General features: G+C 68.5%; 27 protein-coding genes, 1 tRNA gene and 1 pseudogene. 14 read left to right on the top strand and 15 right to left on the bottom strand.

The genetic code is table 11. From position 1 onward, the window contains the following. The first annotated feature begins 73 nt into the window (after positions 1–73). The 4 genes from ACZ6ZD_RS04505 to ACZ6ZD_RS04520 all read left to right on the top strand — a co-directional run bounded on the left by ACZ6ZD_RS04505 (position 74) and on the right by ACZ6ZD_RS04520 (position 3,065). Positions 74–898: an alpha/beta hydrolase family protein gene (locus ACZ6ZD_RS04505; protein ID WP_465668277.1), complete on the top strand. Its 825-nt coding sequence runs from the start codon at positions 74–76 to the stop codon at positions 896–898. A gap of 120 nt (positions 899–1,018) precedes the next feature. After that, complete coding sequence (locus ACZ6ZD_RS04510) at positions 1,019–1,564, top strand: P-loop nucleotide/nucleoside kinase family protein (protein ID WP_465668279.1); 546 nt, start codon at positions 1,019–1,021, stop codon at positions 1,562–1,564. 44 nt (positions 1,565–1,608) lie between these two features. Then, positions 1,609–2,292 (top strand): RraA family protein, encoded by a 684-nt coding sequence (locus ACZ6ZD_RS04515; RefSeq protein ID WP_465668281.1) that lies wholly within the window; start codon positions 1,609–1,611, stop codon positions 2,290–2,292. Next, the gene (locus tag ACZ6ZD_RS04520; protein ID WP_465668283.1) at positions 2,289–3,065 is read left to right on the top strand and encodes an aldo/keto reductase; all 777 of its coding nucleotides are present in this window, start codon (positions 2,289–2,291) and stop codon (positions 3,063–3,065) included. The genes ACZ6ZD_RS04515 and ACZ6ZD_RS04520 overlap by 4 nt, the downstream gene beginning before the upstream one ends. A 1-nt stretch (position 3,066) precedes the next feature. Here ACZ6ZD_RS04520 and ACZ6ZD_RS04525 read toward each other — a convergent pair whose 3' ends face one another. Together ACZ6ZD_RS04525 and ACZ6ZD_RS04530 are read right to left on the bottom strand one after the other, a co-directional pair. Beyond that, positions 3,067–3,591, bottom strand: a complete 525-nt coding sequence (locus ACZ6ZD_RS04525) for a YciI family protein (RefSeq protein WP_465668285.1) — start codon at positions 3,589–3,591, stop codon at positions 3,067–3,069. Continuing rightward, positions 3,588–4,712 carry a hypothetical protein gene (locus tag ACZ6ZD_RS04530; protein ID WP_465668287.1) on the bottom strand — a complete coding sequence of 375 codons (1,125 nt, stop codon included), beginning with the start codon at positions 4,710–4,712 and terminating at the stop codon, positions 3,588–3,590. Before ACZ6ZD_RS04530 ends, ACZ6ZD_RS04525 begins: the two co-directional genes overlap by 4 nt. An 81-nt stretch (positions 4,713–4,793) precedes the next feature. Between ACZ6ZD_RS04530 and ACZ6ZD_RS04535 the strand changes: the two genes are divergently transcribed. Continuing rightward, positions 4,794–5,237, top strand: coding sequence for a GNAT family N-acetyltransferase (locus ACZ6ZD_RS04535; protein WP_465668289.1), 444 nt, complete (start codon positions 4,794–4,796; stop codon positions 5,235–5,237). On the opposite strand, the gene ACZ6ZD_RS04540 is transcribed toward ACZ6ZD_RS04535, so the two are convergent. Both ACZ6ZD_RS04540 and ACZ6ZD_RS04545 read right to left on the bottom strand, forming a co-directional pair. Continuing rightward, positions 5,224–6,012: an LLM class flavin-dependent oxidoreductase gene (locus ACZ6ZD_RS04540; protein WP_465668291.1), complete on the bottom strand. Its 789-nt coding sequence runs from the start codon at positions 6,010–6,012 to the stop codon at positions 5,224–5,226. The genes ACZ6ZD_RS04535 and ACZ6ZD_RS04540 overlap by 14 nt on opposite strands. Positions 6,013–6,021: 9 nt before the next feature. Beyond that, positions 6,022–6,777: a phytanoyl-CoA dioxygenase family protein gene (locus tag ACZ6ZD_RS04545; RefSeq protein WP_465668293.1), complete on the bottom strand. Its 756-nt coding sequence runs from the start codon at positions 6,775–6,777 to the stop codon at positions 6,022–6,024. A gap of 526 nt (positions 6,778–7,303) precedes the next feature. Here ACZ6ZD_RS04545 and ACZ6ZD_RS04550 point away from each other — a divergent pair. Together ACZ6ZD_RS04550 and ACZ6ZD_RS04555 are read left to right on the top strand one after the other, a co-directional pair. Next, complete coding sequence (locus tag ACZ6ZD_RS04550; protein WP_465668295.1) at positions 7,304–8,602, top strand: hypothetical protein; 1,299 nt, start codon at positions 7,304–7,306, stop codon at positions 8,600–8,602. 175 nt (positions 8,603–8,777) lie between these two features. After that, positions 8,778–9,539, top strand: a complete 762-nt coding sequence (locus tag ACZ6ZD_RS04555) for a hypothetical protein (protein ID WP_465668297.1) — start codon at positions 8,778–8,780, stop codon at positions 9,537–9,539. A gap of 95 nt (positions 9,540–9,634) precedes the next feature. Here ACZ6ZD_RS04555 and ACZ6ZD_RS04560 read toward each other — a convergent pair. Further along, positions 9,635–9,717: transfer RNA gene (locus ACZ6ZD_RS04560), tRNA-Tyr, on the bottom strand. Positions 9,718–9,800: 83 nt separating this feature from the next. On the opposite strand from ACZ6ZD_RS04560, the gene ACZ6ZD_RS04565 reads away from it, so the two are divergent. Both ACZ6ZD_RS04565 and ACZ6ZD_RS04570 read left to right on the top strand, forming a co-directional pair. After that, positions 9,801–10,292, top strand: coding sequence for a YajQ family cyclic di-GMP-binding protein (locus ACZ6ZD_RS04565; protein WP_465668299.1), 492 nt, complete (start codon positions 9,801–9,803; stop codon positions 10,290–10,292). A gap of 87 nt (positions 10,293–10,379) precedes the next feature. Further along, on the top strand, positions 10,380–11,315 hold the full coding sequence (locus ACZ6ZD_RS04570; protein WP_465668301.1) for a phosphotransferase enzyme family protein: 936 nt from the start codon (positions 10,380–10,382) through the stop codon (positions 11,313–11,315). Here the strand turns inward: ACZ6ZD_RS04570 and ACZ6ZD_RS04575 are convergent. Then, complete coding sequence (locus tag ACZ6ZD_RS04575; protein WP_465668302.1) at positions 11,308–12,084, bottom strand: helix-turn-helix domain-containing protein; 777 nt, start codon at positions 12,082–12,084, stop codon at positions 11,308–11,310. The two genes, ACZ6ZD_RS04570 and ACZ6ZD_RS04575, sit on opposite strands and share 8 nt — an antisense overlap. A 100-nt stretch (positions 12,085–12,184) precedes the next feature. On the opposite strand from ACZ6ZD_RS04575, the gene ACZ6ZD_RS04580 reads away from it, so the two are divergent. From ACZ6ZD_RS04580 to ACZ6ZD_RS04590, 3 genes are read left to right on the top strand one after another with little or no spacing between them, the layout of a single operon-like run. Next, positions 12,185–13,045 (top strand): phytanoyl-CoA dioxygenase family protein, encoded by an 861-nt coding sequence (locus ACZ6ZD_RS04580; RefSeq protein WP_465668304.1) that lies wholly within the window; start codon positions 12,185–12,187, stop codon positions 13,043–13,045. Further along, positions 13,042–13,323, top strand: a complete 282-nt coding sequence (locus tag ACZ6ZD_RS04585; protein ID WP_465668306.1) for a hypothetical protein — start codon at positions 13,042–13,044, stop codon at positions 13,321–13,323. Before ACZ6ZD_RS04580 ends, ACZ6ZD_RS04585 begins: the two co-directional genes overlap by 4 nt. A gap of 40 nt (positions 13,324–13,363) precedes the next feature. Then, positions 13,364–13,936, top strand: a complete 573-nt coding sequence (locus ACZ6ZD_RS04590) for a SecDF P1 head subdomain-containing protein (protein WP_465668308.1) — start codon at positions 13,364–13,366, stop codon at positions 13,934–13,936. A 28-nt stretch (positions 13,937–13,964) separates the two neighbouring features. Here the strand turns inward: ACZ6ZD_RS04590 and ACZ6ZD_RS04595 are convergent, their stop codons facing one another. Continuing rightward, positions 13,965–14,987, bottom strand: a complete 1,023-nt coding sequence (locus ACZ6ZD_RS04595; RefSeq protein WP_465668310.1) for a lactonase family protein — start codon at positions 14,985–14,987, stop codon at positions 13,965–13,967. An 85-nt stretch (positions 14,988–15,072) separates the two neighbouring features. Between ACZ6ZD_RS04595 and ACZ6ZD_RS04600 the strand changes: the two genes are divergently transcribed. Continuing rightward, entirely contained in the window at positions 15,073–15,921 is an 849-nt protein-coding gene (locus ACZ6ZD_RS04600) for an arylamine N-acetyltransferase family protein (RefSeq protein WP_465668312.1), read from the top strand. Here ACZ6ZD_RS04600 and ACZ6ZD_RS04605 read toward each other — a convergent pair. The 7 genes and pseudogenes from ACZ6ZD_RS04605 to ACZ6ZD_RS04635 form a co-directional block, all read right to left on the bottom strand. Beyond that, positions 15,902–16,147 carry a hypothetical protein gene (locus tag ACZ6ZD_RS04605; protein WP_465668314.1) on the bottom strand — a complete coding sequence of 82 codons (246 nt, stop codon included), beginning with the start codon at positions 16,145–16,147 and terminating at the stop codon, positions 15,902–15,904. The genes ACZ6ZD_RS04600 and ACZ6ZD_RS04605 overlap by 20 nt on opposite strands. Next, positions 16,144–17,595, bottom strand: a complete 1,452-nt coding sequence (locus tag ACZ6ZD_RS04610; protein ID WP_465668316.1) for an NADH-quinone oxidoreductase subunit N — start codon at positions 17,593–17,595, stop codon at positions 16,144–16,146. Before ACZ6ZD_RS04610 ends, ACZ6ZD_RS04605 begins: the two co-directional genes overlap by 4 nt. Next, positions 17,592–19,148 (bottom strand): complex I subunit 4 family protein, encoded by a 1,557-nt coding sequence (locus ACZ6ZD_RS04615; protein ID WP_465668318.1) that lies wholly within the window; start codon positions 19,146–19,148, stop codon positions 17,592–17,594. The genes ACZ6ZD_RS04610 and ACZ6ZD_RS04615 overlap by 4 nt, the downstream gene beginning before the upstream one ends. Further along, positions 19,145–20,908, bottom strand: coding sequence for an NADH-quinone oxidoreductase subunit 5 family protein (locus tag ACZ6ZD_RS04620; protein WP_465668320.1), 1,764 nt, complete (start codon positions 20,906–20,908; stop codon positions 19,145–19,147). Before ACZ6ZD_RS04620 ends, ACZ6ZD_RS04615 begins: the two co-directional genes overlap by 4 nt. Continuing rightward, a complete protein-coding gene (gene nuoK / locus ACZ6ZD_RS04625) occupies positions 20,905–21,237 on the bottom strand; it encodes an NADH-quinone oxidoreductase subunit NuoK (protein WP_465668322.1) in 333 nt (110 codons plus the stop codon). Before nuoK ends, ACZ6ZD_RS04620 begins: the two co-directional genes overlap by 4 nt. 1 nt (position 21,238) lies before the next feature. Continuing rightward, a complete protein-coding gene (locus ACZ6ZD_RS04630) occupies positions 21,239–21,736 on the bottom strand; it encodes an NADH-quinone oxidoreductase subunit J family protein (RefSeq protein ID WP_465668324.1) in 498 nt (165 codons plus the stop codon). Between the two features lie 137 nt (positions 21,737–21,873). Next, positions 21,874–22,089 (bottom strand): annotated as a pseudogene (locus tag ACZ6ZD_RS04635) (4Fe-4S binding protein); the annotation flags it as partial. 329 nt (positions 22,090–22,418) lie between these two features. On the opposite strand from ACZ6ZD_RS04635, the gene ACZ6ZD_RS04640 reads away from it, so the two are divergent. After that, positions 22,419–22,634 (top strand): hypothetical protein, encoded by a 216-nt coding sequence (locus ACZ6ZD_RS04640; protein WP_465668326.1) that lies wholly within the window; start codon positions 22,419–22,421, stop codon positions 22,632–22,634. A gap of 111 nt (positions 22,635–22,745) precedes the next feature. On the opposite strand, the gene ACZ6ZD_RS04645 is transcribed toward ACZ6ZD_RS04640, so the two are convergent. Next, positions 22,746–23,693 (bottom strand): complex I subunit 1/NuoH family protein, encoded by a 948-nt coding sequence (locus tag ACZ6ZD_RS04645; RefSeq protein WP_465668327.1) that lies wholly within the window; start codon positions 23,691–23,693, stop codon positions 22,746–22,748. Position 23,694: the final 1 nt, after the last annotated feature.

The raw sequence follows: 23,694 nt of genomic DNA on the forward strand, positions 1-23,694 counted from the left end.
ATTGAGACAGACTAGTTGCCGGAAGCAATTGCTTCTATCCCTGGAGATCCGACGTACGCGCAAGGGAGCCCCGATGCCCGACCTCGACTACGACTCCGCCCTGCCTCTGAACGCCCGCACCGAGACACTGGCCGAGCGGGACGGCGTCGTCATCGCGGACTGCGGTTACGACAACGCCGAGGGCGATCGCGTCACCGGCTATTTGGTCTTCCCCTCCGGCGCGCTGCTGGCGGCCGGCGACGACCTGGCCGGCGTCGTCTACCAGCATTCGACCGGCGGTCGCGAGGGCTTCCTCGCCGAGGCGATCCAGGTCGCGGAGGCCGGTGGGATCGCGCTCTCGCTGCCGATCGCCGACACCGGCGACGCCGTCCACAACCTGCGCGAGTCGATCTTCGCGATCCGCCGCGGCGCCGACCTGCTGACGGCGTACGGCGCGGATCGGCTCGGCTGCGTCGGGCACTCCTTCGGCGCGATGACGGCCGGCACAGTCAGCGGGATCGACGACCGGTTCCGGTGTTTCGTCTTCGACTCGGGACTGCCGGGTCTGAGCGTGCACTATCGGGAGACGGACTACCCGGAGATCCGGCGGATGCGCGAGTCGATGACGCCGGCGGAGTACGAGCCGCTGCTGGCCTTGCTGGAGCCCTACGACTGCGGGCACTTCGTCGGGATGGCGGCGCCGGCGGCGCTGCTCTTCCAGTCGGCCTGGTTCGACCCGAACGTGAGCCGGGAGAACAGCGAGAAGTACTTCGCCGCGGGGAGCGAGCCGAAGGAGTTCCGCTGGTACGACACCGGCCATGTCATCAACGACGTCGCGGCCTACACCGATCGCGCGCGCTTCCTCGCCGAACACCTCACTCTCCCCGGCCTGCCCGACCGGCTCCGCGCCCGCACCTGACCACCTCAGCCCCAGTCCCACGCCTGTCTCCCCATGGCCACAACGTTAAGACTGCCCACCGACAGTTTTCGCGGCCGCTTTTCGGTGGCGACCGAAACGGCGGACGGCTAGGGTACGGCGGTGCATTCGAAGCCGATGATCGTCGTCGTGAGCGGGCCGCCGGGGACCGGGAAGACGACGCTGGCGCACCGCGTCGCCGCCGCGATCGGGTGCCCGGCGATCTGCCGGGACGAGATCAAGGAGGGGATGGCGCACGCGACGCCCGGGTTCGTCCCGGGGCCGAGTGATCCACTCACGATGCGGACGCTGTCGACGTTCTTCGACGTGATCGGGCTGCTCGTCGGCCGCGGGACGACAGTCGTCGCCGAGGCCGCCTTCCAGGACCAGATCTGGACGCCGGGGCTGACGCCGTTCCTCGGCCGCGCCGACGTGCGGATCCTGCACTGCGTCGTCCCGGCCGAGGTCGCCTTGCGCCGGATCACCGAGCGCGCCGCGAGCGACCCGCGCCGGGCCGCCCACGAGGACGCGGCGATCGCCGCCGAAGCCCGGCTGCGGACCCACAACGCCTTCCAGGCCGTGGATCTGCCGGTTCCGGGCCTCACTGTCGACACCAGTAGGGAGTCCTACGATCCGGCGATTTCCGAGATCGTCGCGTTCTTGTCCTAGGGGCGAGCTAGGGTCGGTTCCACGTCGTCGGAGAGGGGCTGGGGATGCTGGATCGATTCGACACATTGACCACCGCGCATGTGGCGGATGCGTGCCTGCGCGCGGGGCTGCCGGTGCGGACGGCGTCGCTGACCGCGGTGGGCGGCGGGCGCGTCGCGGGCCGGGTGCTGCCGACGCGACATGCGGGGAGCGTCGACGTCTATCTGGAGGCGTTCGAGTCCGCGGCGGCGGGTGACGTGCTCGTCGTCGACAACGGCGGCCGGCGCGACGAGGCGTGTGTCGGCGACATGGTCGCGCTCGAGGCGCAGCATGCCGGCGTCAGCGGGATCGTGATCTGGGGGCTGCATCGCGACACCGTCGACGTCCGCGAGATCGGTCTGCCGGTCTTCAGTCTGGGCGCGCTGCCGACCGGGCCGTTGCGGCTCGACCCGCAGCCGGCCGATGCGTTGTCCTCGGCAACTATCGGCGAGTGGACGGTGACCCGGGACGACGTCGTCCTCGGCGATGAGGACGGCGTGCTGTTCGTGCCGGCCGATCGGGTCGAGGAGCTGTTCGACCTGGCCGAGGGGATCCGCGACACCGAGCGGGCGCAGGCGGCCGAGATCCGGGCCGGGCGCTCACTGCGGGCGCAGGTGCGGTTCGACGAGTTCCTGACCGCGCGCGCCGCCGATCCGTCGCTGACGTTCCGGCAGCATCTGCGAGCGGTCAACGGGGCGGTCGAGGAGTGAGCCGCTGGGAGCTGGGTGACAGGTCGGTCGATCGGCTGGGGTTCGGCACGATGCGGCTGAAACCGGAGACCGGGGTCGCGGTGCTGCGGCGGGCGGTCGAGCTCGGCGTCGACCACTTCGACACGGCCGCGTTCTACGGCCCGGCGAACGAGTTGCTCCGGCGGGCGCTCGCGCCGTCCGGCTCGGAGCTCACGATCGCGACGAAGGTCGGGCCGGGGATGCATCCCGAGCGCGGCTTCTATCAGGCGACCTCCGCGGCCGAGCTCCGCGATCAGGTCGAGGACAACCTGCGCGAGCTCGGCGTCGACGTCCTCGACGTGGTCAACCTGCGGGTCGGCGGCCCTGAGTCGCTGGCGGACCGGTTCGGCGCGCTGGCCGAGCTGCGGGACGCCGGCCTGATCCGGCAGCTCGGCGTGTCGAACGTGACCGCCGAGCAGCTGGAGGAGGCTCGCAGGATCGCGCCGGTGGTCTGCGTTCAGAACGAGTACTCCGTCGATCGGCGCGGTGACGACCCGCTGGTCGACCTGTGCGCGTCGTACGGGATCGCGTACGTCCCGTTCGCCTCGATCGCCGACGGAGTGACCACGGAGGCTGTTCAGGCGGTGGCGGCTGCCCACGGCATCACGACCCAACAGGTCCGTCTCGCCTGGACGTTGCACCGCGCACCCAACATCCTCGCCATCCCGGGCACGAGCCAGGTGGCTCATCTCGAGCAGAACGTCGCCGCCGGCGCCGTAGAGCTCACGCCGGCGGAGCTGAAGACGCTGGAGTGACTCAGCGGCGGCCGCCGAACGTCCACGGGTGGACGTCGGCGGGTGCGGCCTGGGCGAGGTCGGCGGCGGCTTGGGCCGTGGGAGCTTCGACGAGAAGGGCCCGGCCCAGGTGGGCGTCGGCGTCCAGGGCGAGTAGGTCGCCGGACAGGATGACGTGCGGTGAGGTGACTTCGCGCGGGGCGTCCGTGGTGAGGACGAGATAGCGCTGGTACGAGTCGACCGCGTTGGCGAAGTCCCACATGGTGCCAGGGGTGTGGTTGCGGATGCGCGTCAGCTGGACGGAGTCGAAGACGCCGGCCCGGTAGTACGTCTCGTCGTACGCGAACGACCGGGCGGCCTGCACATCGGGGAGGTCCACGATGTGCAGGCTGCCGGTGGTCGCTTCGCCGTCGTCGGTCAGCGTCGGGCCGCGGGCGATGAGCGCCTCGGCGTACCGGTCCATGAAGGCCCAGTGCTCGGGGGTCAGGCGGGCCTTGAGCGCACCCGACCCCACGGCGTCCCGGCCGTAGACGAAGTACTGCGTCATTCGGTCGTGGCCGCCAGGTGGAGACGGAGGATCGTGTCGAAGTCCAGCACCTCGACGCCCTCGGCCGCCTTCAGCTCGTCGGCCCCGACGAGGTCCTGCGAGCCGAGGACGACGAGCTTGCGCGGTGCGGTGATCTCGACGCCGTACTTCGTGGCCGCGAAGGCCCGGTTGTCGGCGTCCTCGAAGTACTCCGTGACGCGGGCGAGCCGGGCCGCGCCGTCCGTGACGGACGACGTCCGCTTGTGGCGCTTTCCCTTCGCGGTGTCGACGAGCGGGAGCCGCAGGTCGCCGACGACATGCGTACCGTCGGCGCGCTCGAGGATGAAGTCGGGCGTGAGGGCCTCGCCGCCGTCCTGCCACTCCAGGTGCGGCTGGCGGATCAGCTTGGTCGCGTCGAACGCCGAGAGCAGGAAGTCCTCGTTCTGGCTGAGGAAAGCCTCGACGGTCGAGTTCGGGACGGCGTGCGCGAGGTAGGTGCTCGCGAAAGCCGGGCCCTGCAGGTCGGCGCCGTTGTCCGCGCGCGGGACGCTCAGCGTGCCGATCGGGTCGGTGTGCGGGGCCGCGGCGGCGAAGTTGCGCAGGAAGTCGAGGTACTTCTCCGCGGGCTCGGAGCGGTGGATCGCCAGCGCGAAGAACACCCAGTGCGCGCGCAGGGCGGAGCCGGCCGAGTGCACGAGCAGCGTGCGGTCGAAGGTGGAGTAGTTCCCCGGAGCGAACTTGAGCAGATCCTCCTGCGGGCCGGTGAACTCCTGCCCGAGCATCCCCTTCACGCCCGGGAACCGGGCGCCGAGCTCCTGCCGGCCGCTCTGCGTGGCGACGGTCGCGTCCTTGAACAGGTTCTCCCCGGGCAGCGTCACGACGGCCGGGCCGCCGGTGACCCCGAAGTACTCCTCGACGCTCGCGACCTTCTGCCGCCGTACCTCCAGGCTCCGGTACTCCCGGCTGATGCCGACCAGCTCCACGATGTTCCAGTCCGGCGCCTCGGTCAGCACCAGCATCCGCGGGTACAGCAGCGGACCCGCCAGCTCCCGACGGTGACTCACCGGTAGGTGCTCGCTGATCCCCTTCAGGTGCTCGCCCCAGAACTGCGTGTTCACCTTCACGAACTCGGTCGGCTTCATCCCATCCCTCTCACCAATGACACGTCTCCGAGACCAACCCTCCCCCAGCGCCCCGCTATTCCCAACCCTAAAGTCCACCCCATGCCCGACCGCACCCGCACCGCGTGGCGACTCCGCCCCGCGACCCCGGCCGACGTCGAACCCATCGCCGCCCTCCGCGCCGTCGTCCTCCGCCCCGACCTCACCCGCCTCGGCCGGTACGACGCCGTCCGCGTCCGCCAGCGCCTCCGCGACGGTTACGACCCCGCCAACACCCGGATCATCGAGGTCACCGGCCGCTTCGCCGGCTCAATCGCCCTCCGCCCGGCGGCCGACGCGGTCTGGCTGGAGCACTTCTACCTCGATCCGACTCTCCAGGGCCGCGGCGTCGGCACCGGCGTCCTGACCCAGGTCCTGGCCACGACCCCCGGCACCATCCGCCTGAACGTCCTCCAGGGCAGCCCGGCCCGCCGCCTCTACGAGCGCCACGGCTTCACCCTCGACTCCGAAGACGCCGTGGACGTCTACCTCGTCAAGCACCCCTAGGCGGACCGGCCGCGATCCGCTCCCGCACCTCCTGCATCCGCTCCGGCGAATGGTGCGGCAACGCCCAGCGCGTCTCCATCCACCAGGTCGCCCCGGCGTCCGCCCACTCCTTGACCTCTCCGCCTGGGGCCGTCTCGCCCTCGGCGATCACCTCGTGCTCCCCCGCACCACGCTCAACCAGCCACTGCTTCAGCTCGCGCAACTCCGCCGGCGACCCCGGACCGCCGTACTGCGGGAGGACGCCGTCGCAGCGCAACACCCGCCGCATCGACTTCGGCCGCGGCCACACCCCGACCACCCAGATCGGAATGCGCTCCTGGACCGGCCTCCCCATCAGGTCGTCGCGCTCACTCTCGTACCGGTAGTGCTGCCCCTGATAACTGAGGCCGCCGCTCCACAGCTCGCGCATCAGGTCGATACCTTCGTCGAGCTGCTCGGCCCGAACCCGCAGATCCAGCTCCTCACCCGTGTTCGGCAGATCCGTCTCGACCGCGCCCACCCCGACCGCGATCGTCGCCCGCCCACCCGAGATCTGGTCCAGCGTCACCACCTGGCTGGCCACCTTCCACGGGCGCCGCCAGGGCAACGGCGTCAGCATCGTCCCCAGCCGAATCCGCTCCGTCCGCGCCGCGATCGCGCACAACAGCCCCCACGGCTCAACCCCGTACGCCGCCTCCCACACGAACACGCCGTCCCAGCCGGCCCCCTCCGCCAGCACCGCCTGCTCCAACTGCTCAGTCGCATTCCCGCCCGGCAAGATGAATCCGTATCTCATCATCCCGTTCTATCCGACGGCTCCGACACTTTCCGTCGTCCGCCAAATGACGCGGCTACGCATCATCCGCGGCGTCTCGCGGGCGTTGGTCGCAATCGAATGCAGGACCCACGGATGCGTGATGTAGACATCTCCAGCCCGGCCAGTCAGCTCCACAACGCGAACCGGGACGCCGTCAATGTCGCCCGCCGGCGTCCATCCCACAGGCCGATCCTCCCGGCAGAGCTGCCGGAACCACTCGTGCGACGTCAGCACGTCGTCACGCCCGAGATCGGGGTTGTCATCCACCAGCCGCTCGATGACGCGATGCGAGCCCGCGATCTGCGGCGTCCCCCCACCGCCAGGCTGCAGATCGTCCAACAACGCCCAAATCTTCACCGCCCCCAACCTCTCCCGCGGCAGACCAAACCCAACATCCACATGCCACATCCGATGCGGAACACCCCACGCCCGCCCCTCAGGCATAGTCACCAACACCTGCCCCTGATGCACAGGCTCCACCCACTCCCCCAACAACTGCCCAAGCGCCTCCCGAACCACCGGCCCCAAAATCACCCCCGCCCCCGGATCCCTCTTAGTAACCCTCAACCGCACCGGCCGCACCGTAGTCCAGGTCGCCCGATCCCCAGGCACCATCCCATACAGCGCCTCCAACTCCCCCCACAACACAGCCCGCATCCGAGCCGCATCCCCCTCACTGAAGGCACCACACAGCCGCACGACTCCGTCTCGCTCAAACTCCCCCAACTCCTCGCGGCTCAACATCCCCCCATGCTGCTCCGCCACCCCCGCCCCCGCACCCGAATTAGCCGCCAGACACAAGAACAGCCACCCAGAGGCGGTGGCACGCGGGTGGCATGGGCAGCCGTAGATCTCCGGTGGGAGCCGGACTTGGCCGGGCAGACGAGAACAGCCCCTGACCTGCGTGTCGCAGGTCAGGGGCTGTTTGCGCCTGTGGCAGGTGCAGGGTTCGAACCTGCGTAGGCATAAGCCGACAGATTTACAGTCCAGACCACGACTTGGCCTCTGACCTGGCGGTATGCCCGTTCGACGAGTCCCAGGGGCAAGATGAGGGCGGCCACCCCATGGAGAAGGTCTCGACGGTGCCACGTCGGCGGCCGGGTCGCCGCCAAGCTTTGGCGGTGCCCACGGTGAGCGAGCCGGGCTCCTGCTTGGAGGCCAGGGACAGCGCTACGTGTGACAGGGACTTCGAGTAGCCAGCCCGAACCACTACACACAGTGGTATCTTCACCCAGAGGGCTACTCTGAGTACTGCCTGTGGGGGGCAACTATGGACTACGTCGAGCACCTAGCAGATTTCGAGTTCGACAAGCTTGTAACAGACATCCGGATCACGTTGGACTCCATGACTCCGGAATATCTCTCGACAGTAGACGCCGAGGACGACGGAATCGTCGAGCGATCTCAGATGATTCTGGACCACTGCCTCGTCGTCGTTGCATCAACCGTTCCACAACTTCTACCCAAGCCGCTCCCGAGCTCACTCAAGACCCGGTTGGAGCAATTGCAGGCCGCTGTAGGCGCACTAGCCGCCCTCGAATCCGTTACTCGACCTGCAGCTGTCGCGTTTACGGACGCGGTCGACGAGGTCGCCGCCGTACTCGCGCAATGGCCATCACAGACCGGCGACTGGCGAGAAGCTGTCACAGAGGCGGCATCGACCTACAGACGATCCGCGGGCCAACAACTCAGCGGATTGAAGGCGGAGATCGAGAAGGCGGCGAGCGATCTCGAGGATACCCGCGCTCTAGCCACACTGTTTGCGGAGAGCGCACAAATCAACACAGATCAAACGACCCAGCGCGTCACTCAGCAGCTTGACGAACTAAGCACGCAGATCATGTCGCTCGATGTTCAACGCACCGCGATTGCCGACCAGGTCGCAAGGTCTGCCGAGCGGGCGGATCAGGCAATCTCGGCGTTTCAGTTGCAATTTTCCGAAGCCCAAGAAGCGAGAGCGAAAGAGTTTCAGAGTTCATTATCTACCATCGTCTCCGAGGCAGACAGCGCACGCGAAACTGCGGAACAATCCGCCGTCAAGTCAGTAGAGGCCATCCAGGCGAAGATCGCGGAGGCCGGAGATCTCGTAAGCGTCTTCGCTGCCGCCGGGACAGCAAATGCATATGGGAAAGAAGCGCGAGAACAGGCAGAGTCAGCAAACAACTGGCGACTCGGCGCAATCGTCCTAGCTGCATTTGCCGCAGTCGCGGCCGGCACTCTACTCATAACCGAGAAAGATGCGGCCACCAACTGGAGCCTGATCATCGGCAAGGTTTCTATCGCCTTAGCACTCGGAGGCTTGGCTAGCTACGCCGCACGCCAGTCCGCACGCCACCGCGGCAGGGAGGAACACGCGCGTCACCTAGAGCTAAACATCGTGACAACCGGCCCACTCCTCCAGGATGTCGATCCATCGAAGCAAGCCGAGGCTCGACTGAAGGTAGTTGAGACAATGCTAATTCAACAGACCCTCGGCGGAGCCTCCGAAAAGTCCGGACCCGCAATCACCGATGATCAGATCAATATTATTGGACGCCTATTCGACATGGCCAAGAAGCTTGGCCAATAACAGCAACTTCAGTGGCTTTACAACATCACCGGAAAGTGAGTGGCAAGCGGACACCCGCGGTCGAGAGTTAAAGGATCGACCGCGTGAACTTGCCAGCGCCCGCAGGTCATAGCGCGGCAAGATCTAGCTGAAAAAGAGCTCCACTCATGCGACCTGAAACCTCGGCAGTTCGAACATGCACGAACCCATGCTCGACGTAGTAGTTGTGGAGCCGAACCGACGCACCGTCGATCTACTCCTGGCCGCGATCGAGGAGTTTTGCCCGTGGATGGTCGCCTACTTCGGCTGCATGTACTTCGCACTAATGCGCCCAGCCGAAGCACGGCATCTCAATCGGGACAATCTCGCCAGCTTGCCGGCGGAAGGATGGGGTGAGTTGCTACTCGACGGATCGACTCAGCAGTCCGGTGAGCGCTGGACGGACGACGGAGCCGTCCGGCAGGAGCGATCGCTGAAACACCGGCCAGTGAATACGACGAGGCGCGTACCGATCCCGCCGGTTCTCGTCCGGCTCCTCAGAAGCCACCTCGACCGCTTCGGCACTGGACCGGATGGCCACCTGTTCGTCACTCGGACTGGCCGGTTCGGGCGACCGGTGCCGCCGGCCTACTGCAAGCCGGTCCATCCGAACACCGTGGGCCGGGTCTGGGCCAAGGCGCGCGGCAAGGTGCTGACGGCGGATCAGATCGCCAAGAAGCTCGCAGCCCGTCCCTACGACCTACGGCACGCCGGCATCACCTACCAGCTCAACGCCGGCGTGACCGCCCTCCAGGTCTCCGAGTGGGCAGGCAACTCGGTCAAGGTCGTGCTGGAGGTCTACGCCGGATGCATCGACGGCCATGCCCAGACCGCACTAGCTGTCCTGCAGCGAGCGGTTGAGCGCGACGAGGCACCCGCGAAGCCGGGCAAGCCCCGCCGAAAACCAGGGCAGAAATAGGGCAGGAACAGCCGTAGACAACCCGTAGCAACCGGACAACACGAAGAAGGCCCCTGACCTGCGTTCTCGCAGGTCAGGGGCCTCTTTTGCGCCTGTGGCGGGTGCAGGGTTCGAACCTGCGTAGGCATAAGCCGACAGATTTACAGTCTGCTCCCTTTGGCCGCTCGGGCAACCCGCCAGGGTGCTGCCGGTTCGTGAACCGGCGTGGGAGACGATACAACAGTAGGTGGGTGTGTCGGCAAATCGGAAAGGGAAGTGGCTGTGGCTTCGGAGTCTTCGTTCGACATCGTGAACAAGGTGGACCGCCAGGAGGTGGACAACGCGGTGAACCAGGCGATCAAGGAGATCGGTCAGCGGTTCGACTTCAAGAACGTGGATGCCCAGCTCAAGTGGTCGGGTGAGTCGATCGAGATGCAGGCGAACACGGAGGAGCGGGTGAACGCCGTTCTGGATGTGTTCAAGGACAAGTTGGTGAAGCGGCAGATCTCGCTGAAGGGGCTGGAGGCGGACGAGGCGAAGCTGTCGGGGAAGATCTACAAGATCACCGCGACGATCGACGCCGGGATCACGCAGGAGAACGCGAAGAAGCTGTCGAAGCTGATTCGCGACGAGGGGCCGAAGGGCGTGAAGGCGCAGATCCAGGGCGATGAGCTGCGGGTCTCGAGCAAGAGCCGGGACGACTTGCAGGCGGTTCAGGCGCTGATCAAGGGGCAGGACCTGGAGTTCGCGGTCCAGTTCGTCAACTACCGCTGAGGTGGGGGTGAGCCGGCGGGTACGCGGTCGGCTCACCTGGCTGTAAACGGGTCGCCGTGGGTGGTTCGGGCGGGCATGCTGGGCGGCGTGGGTGACACGTTGCTGCGGCGGTGGTTGTACGACGACTTCGGGCTGGATGTGGTGGAACTCTCACCCGTCGGGCATGGGGCGGACGTGGCCGCGCAGGTCTGGCGGGCCAGGACGGCGACCAATGTGTACGCCGTGAAGTGGAGTGGCGCCGGGACGAACACGGGGCACCAGGTGGCGGCGTACTTGGGTGACTGCGGGTTGCCTGGGGTGCCGGAGGTGGTGCGGACGGTCGAGGACGGGCTCTGGACGTTTCACGGGGCCAAGAAGCGGCTGACGGTGACGCCGTGGATCGACGGGGTGCGGGCGGCGGAGAGTGGGCTGACGGTCGAGCAGTGGGCGGAGTACGGCGTACTGCTGCGGCGGGTGCATGACACGGAGCCGCCGGCCCGGCTTCGGGACGCGTTGCCGAAGCACAGTCCGATCGATGCGAGCGTTCCGGCCGCGGCGGCCGAGGTGCGTGACCGCCTCCAGTCGCCGGCGGATGCGGTCGAGGAGGAGCTGGCTGGGCTCTGGGCCGCGTTTGCGGACACCATCGCCGAGCTGCTGGCTGCTGACCCTCCTGCGCCCAGCGGGCCGCGAGTGGCCTGTCACGGCGACCCTCACCTCGGGAACGTGCTGGTCGCCGACGGCCAGCTCCACCTGATCGATTGGGACGACGTCGTCCTCGCCCCGCGTGAGCAGGACCTCATGTTCATGCTGGGTGGCATGGGCGACGTCGGCCCCAGCAACCCGACCCAGATCGAGGCCTTCCTCTCCGGCTACGGGCCGCACGACCTCGACCAGGACGCCGTCCGCTACTACCGCCGTCTCCGTGCGCGTGAGGACGTCGTCCTCTGGTCCCACCAGGCTCTGACCGGACCCGACCGCGAGGACTGCGTCCGCATCACCCGAGGCGTCCTCACGGAGGGCCTCGCCGCTCTGGCGGTCAGTTAGGCGTAGCTGCGGCGTCCCGGACCGTTCGGGGGGAGGCGCCTAGCTCTCGGTGGCAGGCCTTGTTGAAGGCCTGGAGGTCGGGGATGCCTACCGAGGCGGCTATGGCTGGGATGGAGAGGGTGGAGGAGGTCAGGAGGTGGCGGGCTCGGGTGAGGCGGCGTTCGCGGATGTAGGCGATGACGGTCGTGCCCAGGTCGGATTGGAAGAGGCGGGTCAGGTGGTTGTGGGAGACGCCGGCAGCTCTGGCTAGGGCTGGGACGGTGAGGGGGTGGGTCAGGTGGGCCTCTATGTGAGCTACTGCGGTGGCTACGGCTGGATGGCGAGGGTCTGCTGCGGACCGGGCGGCGGCCAGGTCTGCCAGGCGCCAGAGGAAGGTCCAGACCTCGGCAGAAACGCGGGCTGAGCCGGAGGGGGACGCTTCGGTGGCGGAACGGAGTAGGGCGGACAGGGCGGGGGCTGCGGCACCAGCGTCCTGTACTGCGGGGAGGTACGACGGCTCTCCGGTCGCGGCGGGGCGGAAGTGCGCGTAGAGGTGTTCTGAGCGCCCGCGGTAGTCGAACTGGACCTGTACGCCGGCCGGCGTCAGCGAGACGTAGCCGGGGGCGACGGCGTACGTCGTGCCGGCGATGGTCAGGTCGGCCGAGTAGGAGTAGAGGTGCAGCTGCCAGAGGTCGGGGAGCTGGAAGATGTCGCGGCGGGAATGGGTGCCGTGGATTCCGGACCCGACGTTGACGACTTCGGGCGGCGCGGCTAGGGGCAGCGCGATCATGGTGAAAAATTACCACCAGTGGTGATCACAACCCACGCAATTCAACGGAGGACCGACCTAGCGTTGTGGAGTAGTAACCACCACCCCGAGAGGGAGAACCATGCCCCATCCGCATCGCAAGAACCTGCTCACCTCGGTTCAGATGGCGCATTTCGTGGCGACGGGGTCGCTCCGGATGGACGCCGTCGTACCGGAGGAGATGAACCGGCAGGCGATCGAGGTCCTCGACAACGGCATCCCCGGCGTCCCCTACGGCACTCCGCTGTCGGAGGCGTTCGCGGACAGCGAGTTCGTGCAGCGGCTGGTCCAGCTGCCTGAGGTCGCCGGTGCGATCCACAGTCTGGTCGGTCCGGAGCCGACGGTCGATCACCACGCCGTTCACATCCGCAAGGCGAACGAGGGTGAGGCGCAGAACCTGCACGGTGACGCGATCATCGACGTCCGGGAAGACGCGTTCGACGTCCAGCTCATGTACTACCCGCAGGACGTGACGCTGGAGATGGGCGGCACGCTCAGCGTCCCCGGTAGCCACCTGCGGCGCACCAACGAGTCCGACACCGGCCGCTACCAGAACCTGCTCGGCCAGACGCGTCTGGTCTGCCCGGCCGGCACGGTCCAGTTCCTGCACCACGGCATCTGGCACGGCGGCCGTAAGAACGACAGCTCCATCGACCGCTACATGTTCAAGATCCGGTTCAACCCCACCGTGCGCCAGGTGCGGCTGTGGAACCTCGAGGACCTGTACGACGAGGAGGTCGCGCGGGAGCTCGGTCAGACGTTCCCGTGGTACGAGAACGCGACCGGCCGGCTGGAGATCTACAACCGGGTGAAGCTGTGGCAGGCGATCACCGGTGACGACACGTTCGACCCGGACTACTGGGTGACGCGTGTGTCCAACCGCCCGCAGCGCGTGGTCTCCCAGCGCAGCGTCAACCCCCACGCCAAGAAGGTGATCGCATGACCGTTCAGCAGCAGACGCTCCGCCAGCAGGTGCTGGTGCTCTACCTGGCCTCCTCCGCGCTGGACGCCCGGGTCGTCGGTTGGTCGACGTACGACGGTACTGGCGAGACGTCGCCGACCACCGGCGACAGCGACGTACCGCCGTACGCCACGGGGCTGGATGCGCTGAAGGACGGCTGGCGGCTGTTCCAGGCCGCGCAGCTGCTCCCGCCGCAGCCGGGGCACGAGTACGACGTGTCGTTCCTCAAGCACGAGTTCTTCTTCGAGAAGCTCGTCTGAGACGCTACTGGGCCATGGCAGCGCGCTAGGGTGCGTTGTCATGGCCCAGTCGTATCCGCCGCCATACGGTCCGCCGGCGCCGCGTCGGCGCGGACCGGTCGTGCTGGTGGTCGCACTGGTCCTGTTGCTGATCACTCTGGTCGTTCTGGTGACAATCGTCGTCGTACGGCGGTTCGACGGGACGTCGGAGCCGAAGCGGGCGGCGGCGGACACGCTGCAGTTCCGGCGGGTGGTAGCGGTGAAGCCGAACGCCTGCACCAACGAGCCTGCTGCCGAGAACGTGCGGTGCGGCTCGGATGGGACGCAGTACACGCTGGGCGCGGTCGAGCTCGACGGCTCGCACGTCACGCGCACTGTGGCTGCAGCTGATCAGTACGGCACCGGTTGGGTCGTCAACCTCACTTTGGATGCCGAAGGCACCCAAGTGTTCGCGAAGCTGACCGCCGACCTGCTCAAGAACAAGCCGCCGGCCAATCAGCTCGCCATCGTCGTCAAGGACCAGGTCGTCTCGGCGCCGACGGTCAACGGTGCCATCACCGCGGGCGAAGTCCAGATCGCCGGTCAGTTCACCAGCGAACAAGCCAAGAAACTCGCCGCCGACATCACCGGTTAGTCCGGGGCCGGAGCCCCGGACCGTGAGGTCAGGCCGGGAGGATGCAGACCGGCTTGGGGTAGGCGGCGGGGTCGCCGGCCTGGGTCAGGAGGCCGTCTTCGAAGGTGAAGGTGGCGATGGTGTCGGAGCGCTCGTTGGCGGCGTAGAGGCGGGTGGCGTCGGCGCTGAAGGCGAGGTGGCGGGGCCAGTTGCCGCCGGAGTCGATGGTTTGGGTGAGGGTGGCGGAGAGCGCGTCGGGGGCGACGGCGAGGACGGCGATGGTGTCGTCGCCTCGGTTGGAGGCGTAGAGGAAGCGGCCGTCGGCGGAGATCAGGAGCTCGGCGGGATAGTTCTCGCCGGGGGTGTCGGCGGGGCGGGTCGAGAGGGTCTGGACGACCTGGAGCTTGCCGTCGGTGTGGGAGCAGACGGTGAGCGTGGAGTCGAGCTCGTTGACGACGTACGCCGCGGCGCCGGTCGGGTGGAAGACCACGTGCCGGGGGCCGGCGCCGGGGTGGACGCGGAGGCGGTCGACCTCTTCGAGGGTGCCCTCCGGGGTGAGGGTGGAGGTGTAGACGGTGTCCGAGCCGAGGTCGACGTCGAAGACGTGGCCGGCGAAGAACGCGACCTGGTGGGCGTGCGGCCCCTCCTGGCGGTCGGCGTTCGGGCCGGTGCCTTCGCGCTGGACGATCTGGGTGGCGGCGCCGAGGGAGCCGTCGGCGGTGATCGGGTGGATCGCGACCGAGCCGGAGCTGTAGTTGGCCGAGAGCAGGTAGGCGCCGGTCGGGTCGATGCCCAGGTGGCACGGGTGCAGCCCCTCGGTCGGCTGGTCGTTCAGGAACTCCAGACCGCCGTCCGGCTGGATCGCGTACGCGCTGACGCGGCCGGTCTCCGGCGGATCGGTGACGGTCTCGTTCGTCACGTACAGGAAGCGCCCGTCGGCCGACCGAACCAGGAACGACGGGTCGACGGCGGTCGCCGCGACCGCGAGCTCGTCGAGCGGACCGAACCCGATCCCCTCGCCGCCACCCGGCTGACTGGTGTAACTCCCGACATAGATCCGCTCAGAGGTCATGACGCATACCCTGCCAGGTCACCGCGGGCCCGGCACGCCCCTGTCCAAACCGAAGAGCAACTGCCCGTGACATAGCCTCGCCGGTATGGATACCTCCGCCTTCCTGCGTCGGATCGGGCTGGACGATCTCGGCGGGCCGCCGCGGCTCGAGGGGCTCGAGCGGGTGCACGAGGCGTTCGTCGATCAGGTGCCGTACGAGTCGATCCAGTACCAGCTGGCGCCTGGTACGCCGCTCGACCTGGAGGAGACCGCGCGGCGGATCATCGGCCGCGAGTCGGGCGGGTACTGCTTCCAATTGAACGGTGTGCTCGGCGTCCTACTCACCCAGCTCGGGTACGGCGTCCGGATGCATCGCGGCGGGGTCGAGACGCCGAACCGGGCCGGCGCGGTCGACGCGAGTCATCTGGTGCTCACTGTTCAGGGGCTGGCCGAGGATCCGGATCGGGTCTGGCTGGTGGACGCCGGGCTCGGCGACGGTCTGATCCGGCCGATCCCGCTGGAGATCGGCCGCGCGCATCAGGAGCCGTTCGAGCTGGGCCTGCGCAGGTCGGGGAAAACGGTCGGTTGGCGGTTGGACCACGACTCCCGCGCGAGCCTGATCGGGATGGACTTCGAGGACGCGACCGTCACACTCGACGCGTTTGCCGCCAAGCATGCCGAGCTGTCGGGCGATCCGCAGTCCCCGTTCCGGCGGACGGCGTCCGCGTTCCGCCGCAAGGCGCACTCGGTCGTCGTACTCCGCTCCGTCGGCCGGACCGAGATCACCCGGGATCACGTCGACAACAGCATCATCGAAACCCCGGCTGACTACTTCGCCCTGCTCGCCGACGAGTTCCACCTCCCCCTCCCCCAGTACGACGCCGCCCAGCGCGATCAGCTGTGGCGCCGGGTCTGGGCCCAGTACGAGGCGTACCTCACCAACGCTGCTGGGTGACGTAGTCGGGCCAGCTCGGGAGGCGGGACGGCGGTTCGTCGGGCCGGATCAGCTCGGTTTCCAGCTGGGCGGGGATGCCGAGGTCGTCGAGTAGCTCGAAGGCCGCGTTGACGACGCGGTCGTAGGACTCGCGGTCCGGGTAGTCGCGGCCGTCGATGACGGCGACGCTGTTCCAGCGATCGTCGCCCCGGAGCTGGACGACGGTCAGGCGTAGCGGCCCGGTCATGTCGCCAGCGCGAAGAGGGTGCTGGGGAGGATGGAGACGACGACGGCGGCCGCGGTGAAGAGGGTGATCATGGCGACGGCGGGGGTTTCGATGTCGACGGCGAAAGGGTCGTCGACCGGGAGGCGGAAGAGTTCGGCGATCCAGCGGAGGTAGACGGCCAGGCCGATCATGACGTTGAGGGCCATCACGATGGCGAGCCAGCCGAGGTGCGCGTCGATGACGGCCTGGAAGGCGGCGAACTTGGTGAAGAGACCGGCCAGGCCCGGCGGCAGCCCCGCGAGCACGACCAGGAAGAAGATCAGCGCGACGCCGAGGCCGGGCTCGGAGCGGACCATGCCGCGGTAGTCGGTCAGTAGGCCGGACGGGCGGTGGCGCTGGACGACGGCGACCGCGCCGAAGGCGCCGAGGGTGACGACGACGTACGCGGCCAGATAGCCGACGACGGCCTGGGCGTCACCGACGGCCAGCGGTGCGAGCAGGAAGCCGACCTGGCCGATGGAGGACCAGGCGAGCAGGCGGACGGCCTCGCGCTGGCGGAGGGCGGCCAGGTTGCCGACGGTCATCGTGACGGCGGCCAGGATCGCGATCACCAGGCGCAGGTCGGAGCCGTCGGGAGCGAGACCGGTGCTGACGAGGACGAGCAGGCCGGCCACACCGGCCGACTTGGAGACGACGGCCAGGAAGGCGGTCACCTCGACCGGGGCGCCGGCGTACGTGTCGGGCAGCCAGCCGTGGAACGGCACCGCCGCGATCTTGAAGGCGAACCCGACGACCACGAACAGCCCGGCGGCGAACGCGACCCGCTGCATGGCCGGGTCGAGGCCGGTCAGCCGGTTCGCGATCGTGGTCAGGTAGAGCGAGCCGGTGACGCCGTACAGGTAGGAGATGCCGAACAGCATCACCGCGGTCGAGAGCACCGAGACCAGGAAGGCTTTCATCGCGGCCTCGGAGCCGCGCCGGTCCCGCCGGAGGGCGACGAGCGCGAAACTCGGCAGCGAGACGACCTCGAGGCCGATCACGACCGTCGCCAGATCACGCGCGCCGGCGAGCGTCGTCGCGCCGACCAGCGCGCAGAGCAGCAGGAAGTGGTACTCCCCGACCGGGATGTCGGAGGCGAGCAGCCGGTACGCCGAGAGCCCGACCACCCCGAGCCCGCCGAGCAGGAGAACGCCCCACAGCCCGGCGGTCAGCGGCTCGAAGACCAGGCTGCACTCGGCCGGCCCCTCGATCGCGGGCCGGCAGAAGGCCGGTTTGAAGTCGTCCCGCTGCGCCCAGACGAAACCCAGGCCGAACAGGATCACCGCACCGGTCAGCAGCGTCACGACGGTATGCCGGAGCTGCGCCGGAGAGCTGCGCCAGAACGCGTCGATGAGCAGCACGGCGACCGCGCCGATCGCCAGCACCAGCGGTACGGCGATCGCCTGCCAGTCCGTCCAGGTCAGCGTCACAGGCTCCCCCACTGGTGCAGAAGCAGGCCGGGCCAGACCCCGAGCAGCACGGTCAGCGTGATCAGCGGCGTCCAGGTGATGAGCTCGATCCGGCTCAGGTCGACCGCGAAGGCGCCGGCCGGGTGCTCAGCCGGATCACCCTGGCAGAGCTTGCGGACCAGCCGCAGGAAGTACGCCGCGGTCAGCACCGTCCCGATCCCGGCGATCACCATGAAGACCAGATAAGTTGCCCGCGGCAATGACGAGGCCGGGTCGTAGGCGCCGAGCAGGACGAGCATCTCGCCCCAGAAACCGGCCAGGCCGGGCAGCCCGAGTGACGCCAGGCAGGCGAACGTCAGCAGGGCCGCGATCCGCGGCAGCCGTGCGTACAGGGCCCGGCCGATGGTCGCGAGGTCGCTGGTGTCGTGGCGGTCCTTGATCGCGCCGGCCAGGAAGAACAGCAGGCCGGTGATGATGCCGTGCGCGATGTTCGCGAACAGCGCGCCCTTCATCCCGGCCGGTGACAGCGTGGCGATCCCGAGGCCGATGAAACCCATGTGGCCGACGCTGGAGTACGCGATCAGGCGTTTCACGTCGGTCTGCCCCAGGCAGGCCAGCGAACCGGCGATGATCGCGACCGTCGAGAACCCGCCCAGGTACGGCGCGATCGTGACGGTCGCATCCGGCAGCACCGGGACCAGGATCCGGATCAGGCCGTACGTACCCAGCTTCAGCAGCACGCCGGCCAGGATCACCGAGCCGACCGTCGGCGCCTTGGCATGCGCATCCGGCAGCCAGATGTGCAGCGGCCAGAGCGGCACCTTCACCGCGAGCCCGACCGCGATCAGCAGCGCGGCGGCCAGCGGTACGCCGTGGCCGCCGAGGACTGGTGAGTTCGTCAGCTGGACCAGGTCGAACGTACCCGCCTGCCGGAAGACCAGCAGGAACCCGAGCAGCATCAGCGCGGACCCGAACACGGTCATCAGCACGAACGTCGTCGCCGCGCGCTTTCGTCCCGGGGCATCGTGGTCGTCGCCCCAGATGTCGATGATCAGCCACATCGGGATCAGCACGATCTCGAAGCAGACGAAGAACAGGACCAGATCCATCGCGCTGAACGCGCCGATCACGCCCGCCTCGATCACCAGCAGCAACGCGATCAGCGACCGCATCCGGCCGATCCGCGGCGTGATCTTCAGCGAGTAGACACAGCACAGGAACGTCAGCAACGCGGTCAGCACGATCAGCGGCACCGAGATCGAGTCGACCCCGACGTGGAACCGGACGCCGAGCGACGGGATCCACGGCACATCGGTGACGCCGTGCAGCGGCTTGACCTGGTCACCAGGCGTCTCGCCGCTGGAGACGTAGGCGAACCAGCCGCTCGCCGGCGTCCAGAGCAGGAGCGAGCCGACGAGTACCAGGCCGGACACGACAGCGCCGTACAGGGCGGCCAGCCGCTCGCCGAGCTGAACGGGCAGGGCCCAGAGCGCGAGCGCGGCCAGCATGGGCAGGGCGAGGATCGCGAGCAGGACGCCGGCCGCGAAGCCGTCGTTCCCCACGGTGACCATCATCCGGCGATCACCCCCGCGAGGACGGCGAGGGCGACGACGCCGACCACCGCCGCGGTGAGGTAGGTCTGGACGTTACCGGTCTGCAGCAGCCGGAAGCCCTGCGATGCCAGCGTGCCGCTGCGGCCGACGGCCCGGACGTACGCTCCGACCACGTCGCGATCCCCCAGCACACTCAGCCTGCTCAACCAGCGGACCGGTACGACGAACAGCGCGTGGTACGCCCGGTCGACCCCGAACTCGCGCTCCAGCAGCACCGGCCGCGGATCCGCGCCACGCGACCACAGCGAGTACGCCGGGAGCACGCCGAAGATCACCAGGACCGTCGACGCGAGCGCGACCACCCAGTTCAGATGCAGGCCGTCGACGTACCCGAGGCCGATGGCGCCCAGCGCGAGCAGGACGAGCGGCGCGAGCATCAACCAGGAAGCGTCCTTGAGCTTCGAGGTGTCCGGATCCTCGAGATCGGCCATCGGGTCGTCGGCCTCGAACGCGCCAACGGCTCCGGCGAGGGCCGGCGTCCGGAAGAAGGTCCACAGCCACAGACGCATGCAGTAGAACGCCGTCAGGCCCGCGGTCAGCCCGACCGAGACCAGCACGGCCCAACCGAGGACGGAACCGCCGTGCGCATGCTCCCAGGCCGCCTCGAGCACGCTGTCCTTGGAGAAGAACCCGGCGAACCCCGGGACGCCGGCCAGCGCCGCGAGACCGATCGTCATCGTGCCGAACGTGACCGGCAGCGCCTTCCGGAGCCGGCCGCGGCGCGTGTAGCGCCGGAGGACGACGAAGGCCGCGCTGCCGACCTGGTGCAGCAGGACGCCGGCGCAGAGGAACAGCAGCCCCTTGAACGCCGCGTGCGTGACGAGGTGGAACAGGGCCGCGTGCCGGCCTTCGCGCGTCCCGAGGGAGAGCGCGGCGAACATGATCGCGAGCTGGCTGACCGTCGACCAGGCGAGCACCCGCTTCACCTCGACGGCGGCCGCGGCGCAGAACGCGGCGAACATCATCGTCACGCAGGCGATGATCGCCAGGACCGTCATCGTGACGGCCGAAGCGGCGAACACGTCGTACAGGCGGGCGATCAGGAAGACGCCGGCCGCGACCATCGTCGCGGCGTGGATCAGCGCGCTGACCGGGCTCGGGCCGGGCATCGCGTCCGGAAGCCAGGTCTGCAAGGGGACCTGGGCCGACTTGCCGACGACGCCGACCAGGAGCAGCAGCGTTCCGGTCGTCAGGAGGCCGGGCGACAGCTGGGCCGGGTCGAGCTCGGAGAGCCGGAAGGTGCCCGCGCCGACGCCGAGGACGAAGATGCCGAACAGGAAGCCGACGTCCGCGAGCCGCGTCATCAGGAACGCCTTGACCGCGCCGGAGCGGGCCTCGCGCCGCTCCCAGTAGTGACTGATCAGCAGGTACGAGCAGGCGCCCATCACCTCCCAGCCGATCAGCAGCAGGAAGAGGCTGTCCGCGACGACGACGGCCGCCATCGCGGCGGTGAAGAGCGTGACGAGCGCGTGGTACGACGCCGCGCGCTCGTGCAGGTACCCGAGGGAGTAGATCTGGACGCACGTCGCGACGACGCCGACGACCGCGAGCAACAGCACGGTCAGGTCGTCGGTGCGGACGGCGAACCCGATCGTCAGGTCACCGATCTGTGAGCTCAAGAAGGCATGCTGGCTCGCGGGGTCGCCGTACAGCAGGGCGGCGATCAGGAGCAGGAGGAGCGCGAAGCCGACGCCGGCCACCCGCCAGACGGTCGCGATCACGTCGGCGACTCCTCGCGGTCATCCGCTTCGACCAGGTCGCGGGCGGCGTCCGCGTCGACGTGCCCGTGGCCGCGGAAGAGCAGCAGGACGATCGCCAGCCCGAGGCCGATCTCGGCGGCGGCCAGCGTGATCACGAAGACCGCGAGCGTCTGGCCGGTGGCCAGGCCGTCGAGGCGCCAGGCGTCGAAGGCGATCAGGTTCAGGTTGACGGCGTTCAGCATCAGCTCGAGCGACATCAGGATGGTGACCGCGTTGCGGCGCGCCAGGACGCCGTACACGCCGAGGCAGAACAGGACGACCGCGAGCAGCAGTGGCAGGACGAGCGGCATCTCAGCGCTCCCCGGATTTCCGCTGGGACAACGCGATCGCGCCGATCAGCGCGGCCAGCAGCAGCACGGAGAGGATCTCGAACGGGAGCACCCAGGTCTTGAAGATCGACGTCCCGACGGTCTCCGCGGAACCGGCCGGCACCGGGCCGATCTTTTCCTTGCCGAAGGCAAGCACTACACCGGTGCCCAGCAGCAGCGCGAGGACGCCGGCGACCGCGGCCGCGAACGGGCTGCGCGCCGTCGTCAACGTGGGCAGCGGATTGGTCGGCGCCTTGGTCAGCATCAGCGCGAACAGGACGAGGACGACGATCGCGCCGACGTACACCAGGATCTGGACCAGCGCGACGAACTCGGCATGCAGGGCGCCGAAGCACCCGGCGACCGCGCCGAGCGTGACCACCAGCCACAAGGCCGCATGGACGATCCGGCGCGACGTCACCACCAGTACGGCCGAAGCCACCGCCAGCACCGCGGCGACGGCGAACAGAGCAGTCGTCACGCGTCGCCCTCCGACGCTGTGACGGACGGCCCCGGATCGATCGGCTGCGGCGCGGGCACCGTCCACATCCAGTCGCGCAGACGCTCCTTCTCGTGCGTCAGGTTGCGCAGCTCGGTCTCGGCGTACTCGAACTCGGGCGACCAGAACAACGCGTCGAACGGGCACGCCTCGATGCAGATCCCGCAGTACATACAAAGACTGAAGTCGATCGCGAACCGATCCAGCACGTTCCGGCTGCGCTCCCGCGCCTGCTCCCCGACCGAGGGCGCCGTCTCCGTGTGCGAGTCGATGTAGATGCACCAGCTGGGGCACTCACGCGCGCACAACATGCACGACGTGCAGTTCTCCTCCATCAGCGCGATCACCCCGCGCGACCGCGGCGGCAGCTCCGGCTGCACCTCCGGATACTGCTCCGTCACCGCCCGACGGCCCAAGGTCTTCGCAGTGACCTTCAGCCCGTCGAACAACCCCTTACCCGGCACACCCACCGCTCCACCTCCCCGTCGACAGTCCCCTACACCGAGGACACTAACCGTTCTCTCCCACCCGACGCGCCGAACCCTACGCACACAGCGTCAGCGAAGCTCCTCTTCGAGCCGAGCAGAGACCTGCCGATACCGACTGACCGGGACGAAATAGCTCAGCGGTTTTCAGGAGGTGGGCTCGGGTTTACCGTCGAGGGATGGGGTGTATCCCGCCGTTGGCCGGGGCTGTCATCGGAGCGCTGGTGATGATGTTCGCCGCGGTCGGGCTGGCGTATTTCGGGAGTCCGGATCGGACCGAGTGGGTGGACTCGGCGGTGGTGATGACTCCGGTGGCGGGGCTGGCCGGGATGATCGTGGGCGGTTTGGTGGGGCTGCTGGTCAGTGGGTGGGGAGCATTACGGCGGAGGCGCTGACTTGGGGCGGACGTCAGACACTCACCAACTCTGGTGACGTGGTGGTGTTCACGCTCAGCTCGGTTGGAATTGGGGCGCAGGGACGAGGTTGGTGAGTGGGGGCGGTTCGCGTCAGAAGACGACGACGCCGACGCCGGTCAGCGCCAGCTGAGCCAGCGCTACTGGGACTAGGACCTGCCAGGCGAGCTTTTGGAGTTGGTCGGCGCGGAGGCGGGGGAAGGAGACGCGGACCCAGATGACGAGGAGGGCGACTAGGGCGGTTTTCAGGATGGTCCAGAGCCAGCCGAGGGAGTCGGGGCCGGGGCCGGACCAGCCGCCGAGGAAGAGCACGGCCGTGAGTGCGGAGAGGACGACGATGCCGGCGTACTCGGCGAGGAGGAAGAGGGCGAAGCGGAGGCCGGTGTATTCGGTGTAGGGGCCGAAGATGACTTCGGAGTCGGCGACGGGCATGTCGAAGGGCGGGCGCTGGAGCTCGGCCAGGCCGGCGATGAAGAAGACGACCAGGCCGGGGAGCTGCCAGAGCAGCCACCAGGGGTTCCAGGCGTCGGCGATGCCGGTGAGGCTGAGCGAGCCGGCGGCGACGGCGACGCTGGCGGCGGACAGGACGAACGGGAGCTCGTAGCTCATCAGCTGCGCCGCTACCCGGAGCCCGCCGAGGAGGCTGTACTTGTTGCCGCTCCCCCAGCCGGCCATCAGCGAGCCCAGGACGCCGATGCTCATCACGGCGAGCACGAAGAACAGGCCGGAGTCCAGCTCGGCGCCGACGATGCCGGGCGCGATCGGGATCGCGGCCAGGGCGGCCAGGTACGGGAGGATGGCAACGTACGGCGCCCACTCGAAGACGCGCTTGTCGGCCGCGGCCGGGGTCACGCTCTCCTTCTGGACGAACTTCACGCCGTCCGCGACCAGCTGCGCCCAGCCGTGGAAACCGCCGGCGTACATCGGGCCGAGCCGGGACTGCATGTGCGCCATCACCTTGTGCTCGGCCTGACCGACCAGCAGCGGAGCCACCAGGAAGGCGACCAGCACGCCGACCACCCGCACCACGAACTCCAGCATG

The sequence above is a fragment of the Kribbella sp. NPDC104218 genome (assembly GCF_055584105.1).

Excerpts from the sequence above, each read along its gene's own strand:
- ACZ6ZD_RS04505 (WP_465668277.1), top strand. The coding sequence starts at position 74 with ATGCCCGACCTCGACTACGACTCCGCCCTGCCTCTGAACGCCCGCACC.
- ACZ6ZD_RS04515 (WP_465668281.1), top strand. The coding sequence starts at position 1,609 with ATGCTGGATCGATTCGACACATTGACCACCGCGCATGTGGCGGATGCG.
- ACZ6ZD_RS04525 (WP_465668285.1), bottom strand. The coding sequence starts at position 3,591 with ATGACGCAGTACTTCGTCTACGGCCGGGACGCCGTGGGGTCGGGTGCG.
- ACZ6ZD_RS04530 (WP_465668287.1), bottom strand. The coding sequence starts at position 4,712 with ATGAAGCCGACCGAGTTCGTGAAGGTGAACACGCAGTTCTGGGGCGAG.
- ACZ6ZD_RS04535 (WP_465668289.1), top strand. The coding sequence starts at position 4,794 with ATGCCCGACCGCACCCGCACCGCGTGGCGACTCCGCCCCGCGACCCCG.
- ACZ6ZD_RS04540 (WP_465668291.1), bottom strand. The coding sequence starts at position 6,012 with ATGAGATACGGATTCATCTTGCCGGGCGGGAATGCGACTGAGCAGTTG.
- ACZ6ZD_RS04545 (WP_465668293.1), bottom strand. The coding sequence starts at position 6,777 with ATGTTGAGCCGCGAGGAGTTGGGGGAGTTTGAGCGAGACGGAGTCGTG.
- ACZ6ZD_RS04550 (WP_465668295.1), top strand. The coding sequence starts at position 7,304 with ATGGACTACGTCGAGCACCTAGCAGATTTCGAGTTCGACAAGCTTGTA.
- ACZ6ZD_RS04555 (WP_465668297.1), top strand. The coding sequence starts at position 8,778 with ATGCACGAACCCATGCTCGACGTAGTAGTTGTGGAGCCGAACCGACGC.
- ACZ6ZD_RS04575 (WP_465668302.1), bottom strand. The coding sequence starts at position 12,084 with ATGATCGCGCTGCCCCTAGCCGCGCCGCCCGAAGTCGTCAACGTCGGG.
- ACZ6ZD_RS04580 (WP_465668304.1), top strand. The coding sequence starts at position 12,185 with ATGCCCCATCCGCATCGCAAGAACCTGCTCACCTCGGTTCAGATGGCG.
- ACZ6ZD_RS04585 (WP_465668306.1), top strand. The coding sequence starts at position 13,042 with ATGACCGTTCAGCAGCAGACGCTCCGCCAGCAGGTGCTGGTGCTCTAC.
- ACZ6ZD_RS04590 (WP_465668308.1), top strand. The coding sequence starts at position 13,364 with ATGGCCCAGTCGTATCCGCCGCCATACGGTCCGCCGGCGCCGCGTCGG.
- ACZ6ZD_RS04595 (WP_465668310.1), bottom strand. The coding sequence starts at position 14,987 with ATGACCTCTGAGCGGATCTATGTCGGGAGTTACACCAGTCAGCCGGGT.
- ACZ6ZD_RS04600 (WP_465668312.1), top strand. The coding sequence starts at position 15,073 with ATGGATACCTCCGCCTTCCTGCGTCGGATCGGGCTGGACGATCTCGGC.
- ACZ6ZD_RS04605 (WP_465668314.1), bottom strand. The coding sequence starts at position 16,147 with ATGACCGGGCCGCTACGCCTGACCGTCGTCCAGCTCCGGGGCGACGAT.
- ACZ6ZD_RS04615 (WP_465668318.1), bottom strand. The coding sequence starts at position 19,148 with ATGATGGTCACCGTGGGGAACGACGGCTTCGCGGCCGGCGTCCTGCTC.
- nuoK (WP_465668322.1), bottom strand. The coding sequence starts at position 21,237 with ATGCCGCTCGTCCTGCCACTGCTGCTCGCGGTCGTCCTGTTCTGCCTC.
- ACZ6ZD_RS04640 (WP_465668326.1), top strand. The coding sequence starts at position 22,419 with ATGGGGTGTATCCCGCCGTTGGCCGGGGCTGTCATCGGAGCGCTGGTG.
- ACZ6ZD_RS04645 (WP_465668327.1), bottom strand. The coding sequence starts at position 23,693 with ATGCTGGAGTTCGTGGTGCGGGTGGTCGGCGTGCTGGTCGCCTTCCTG.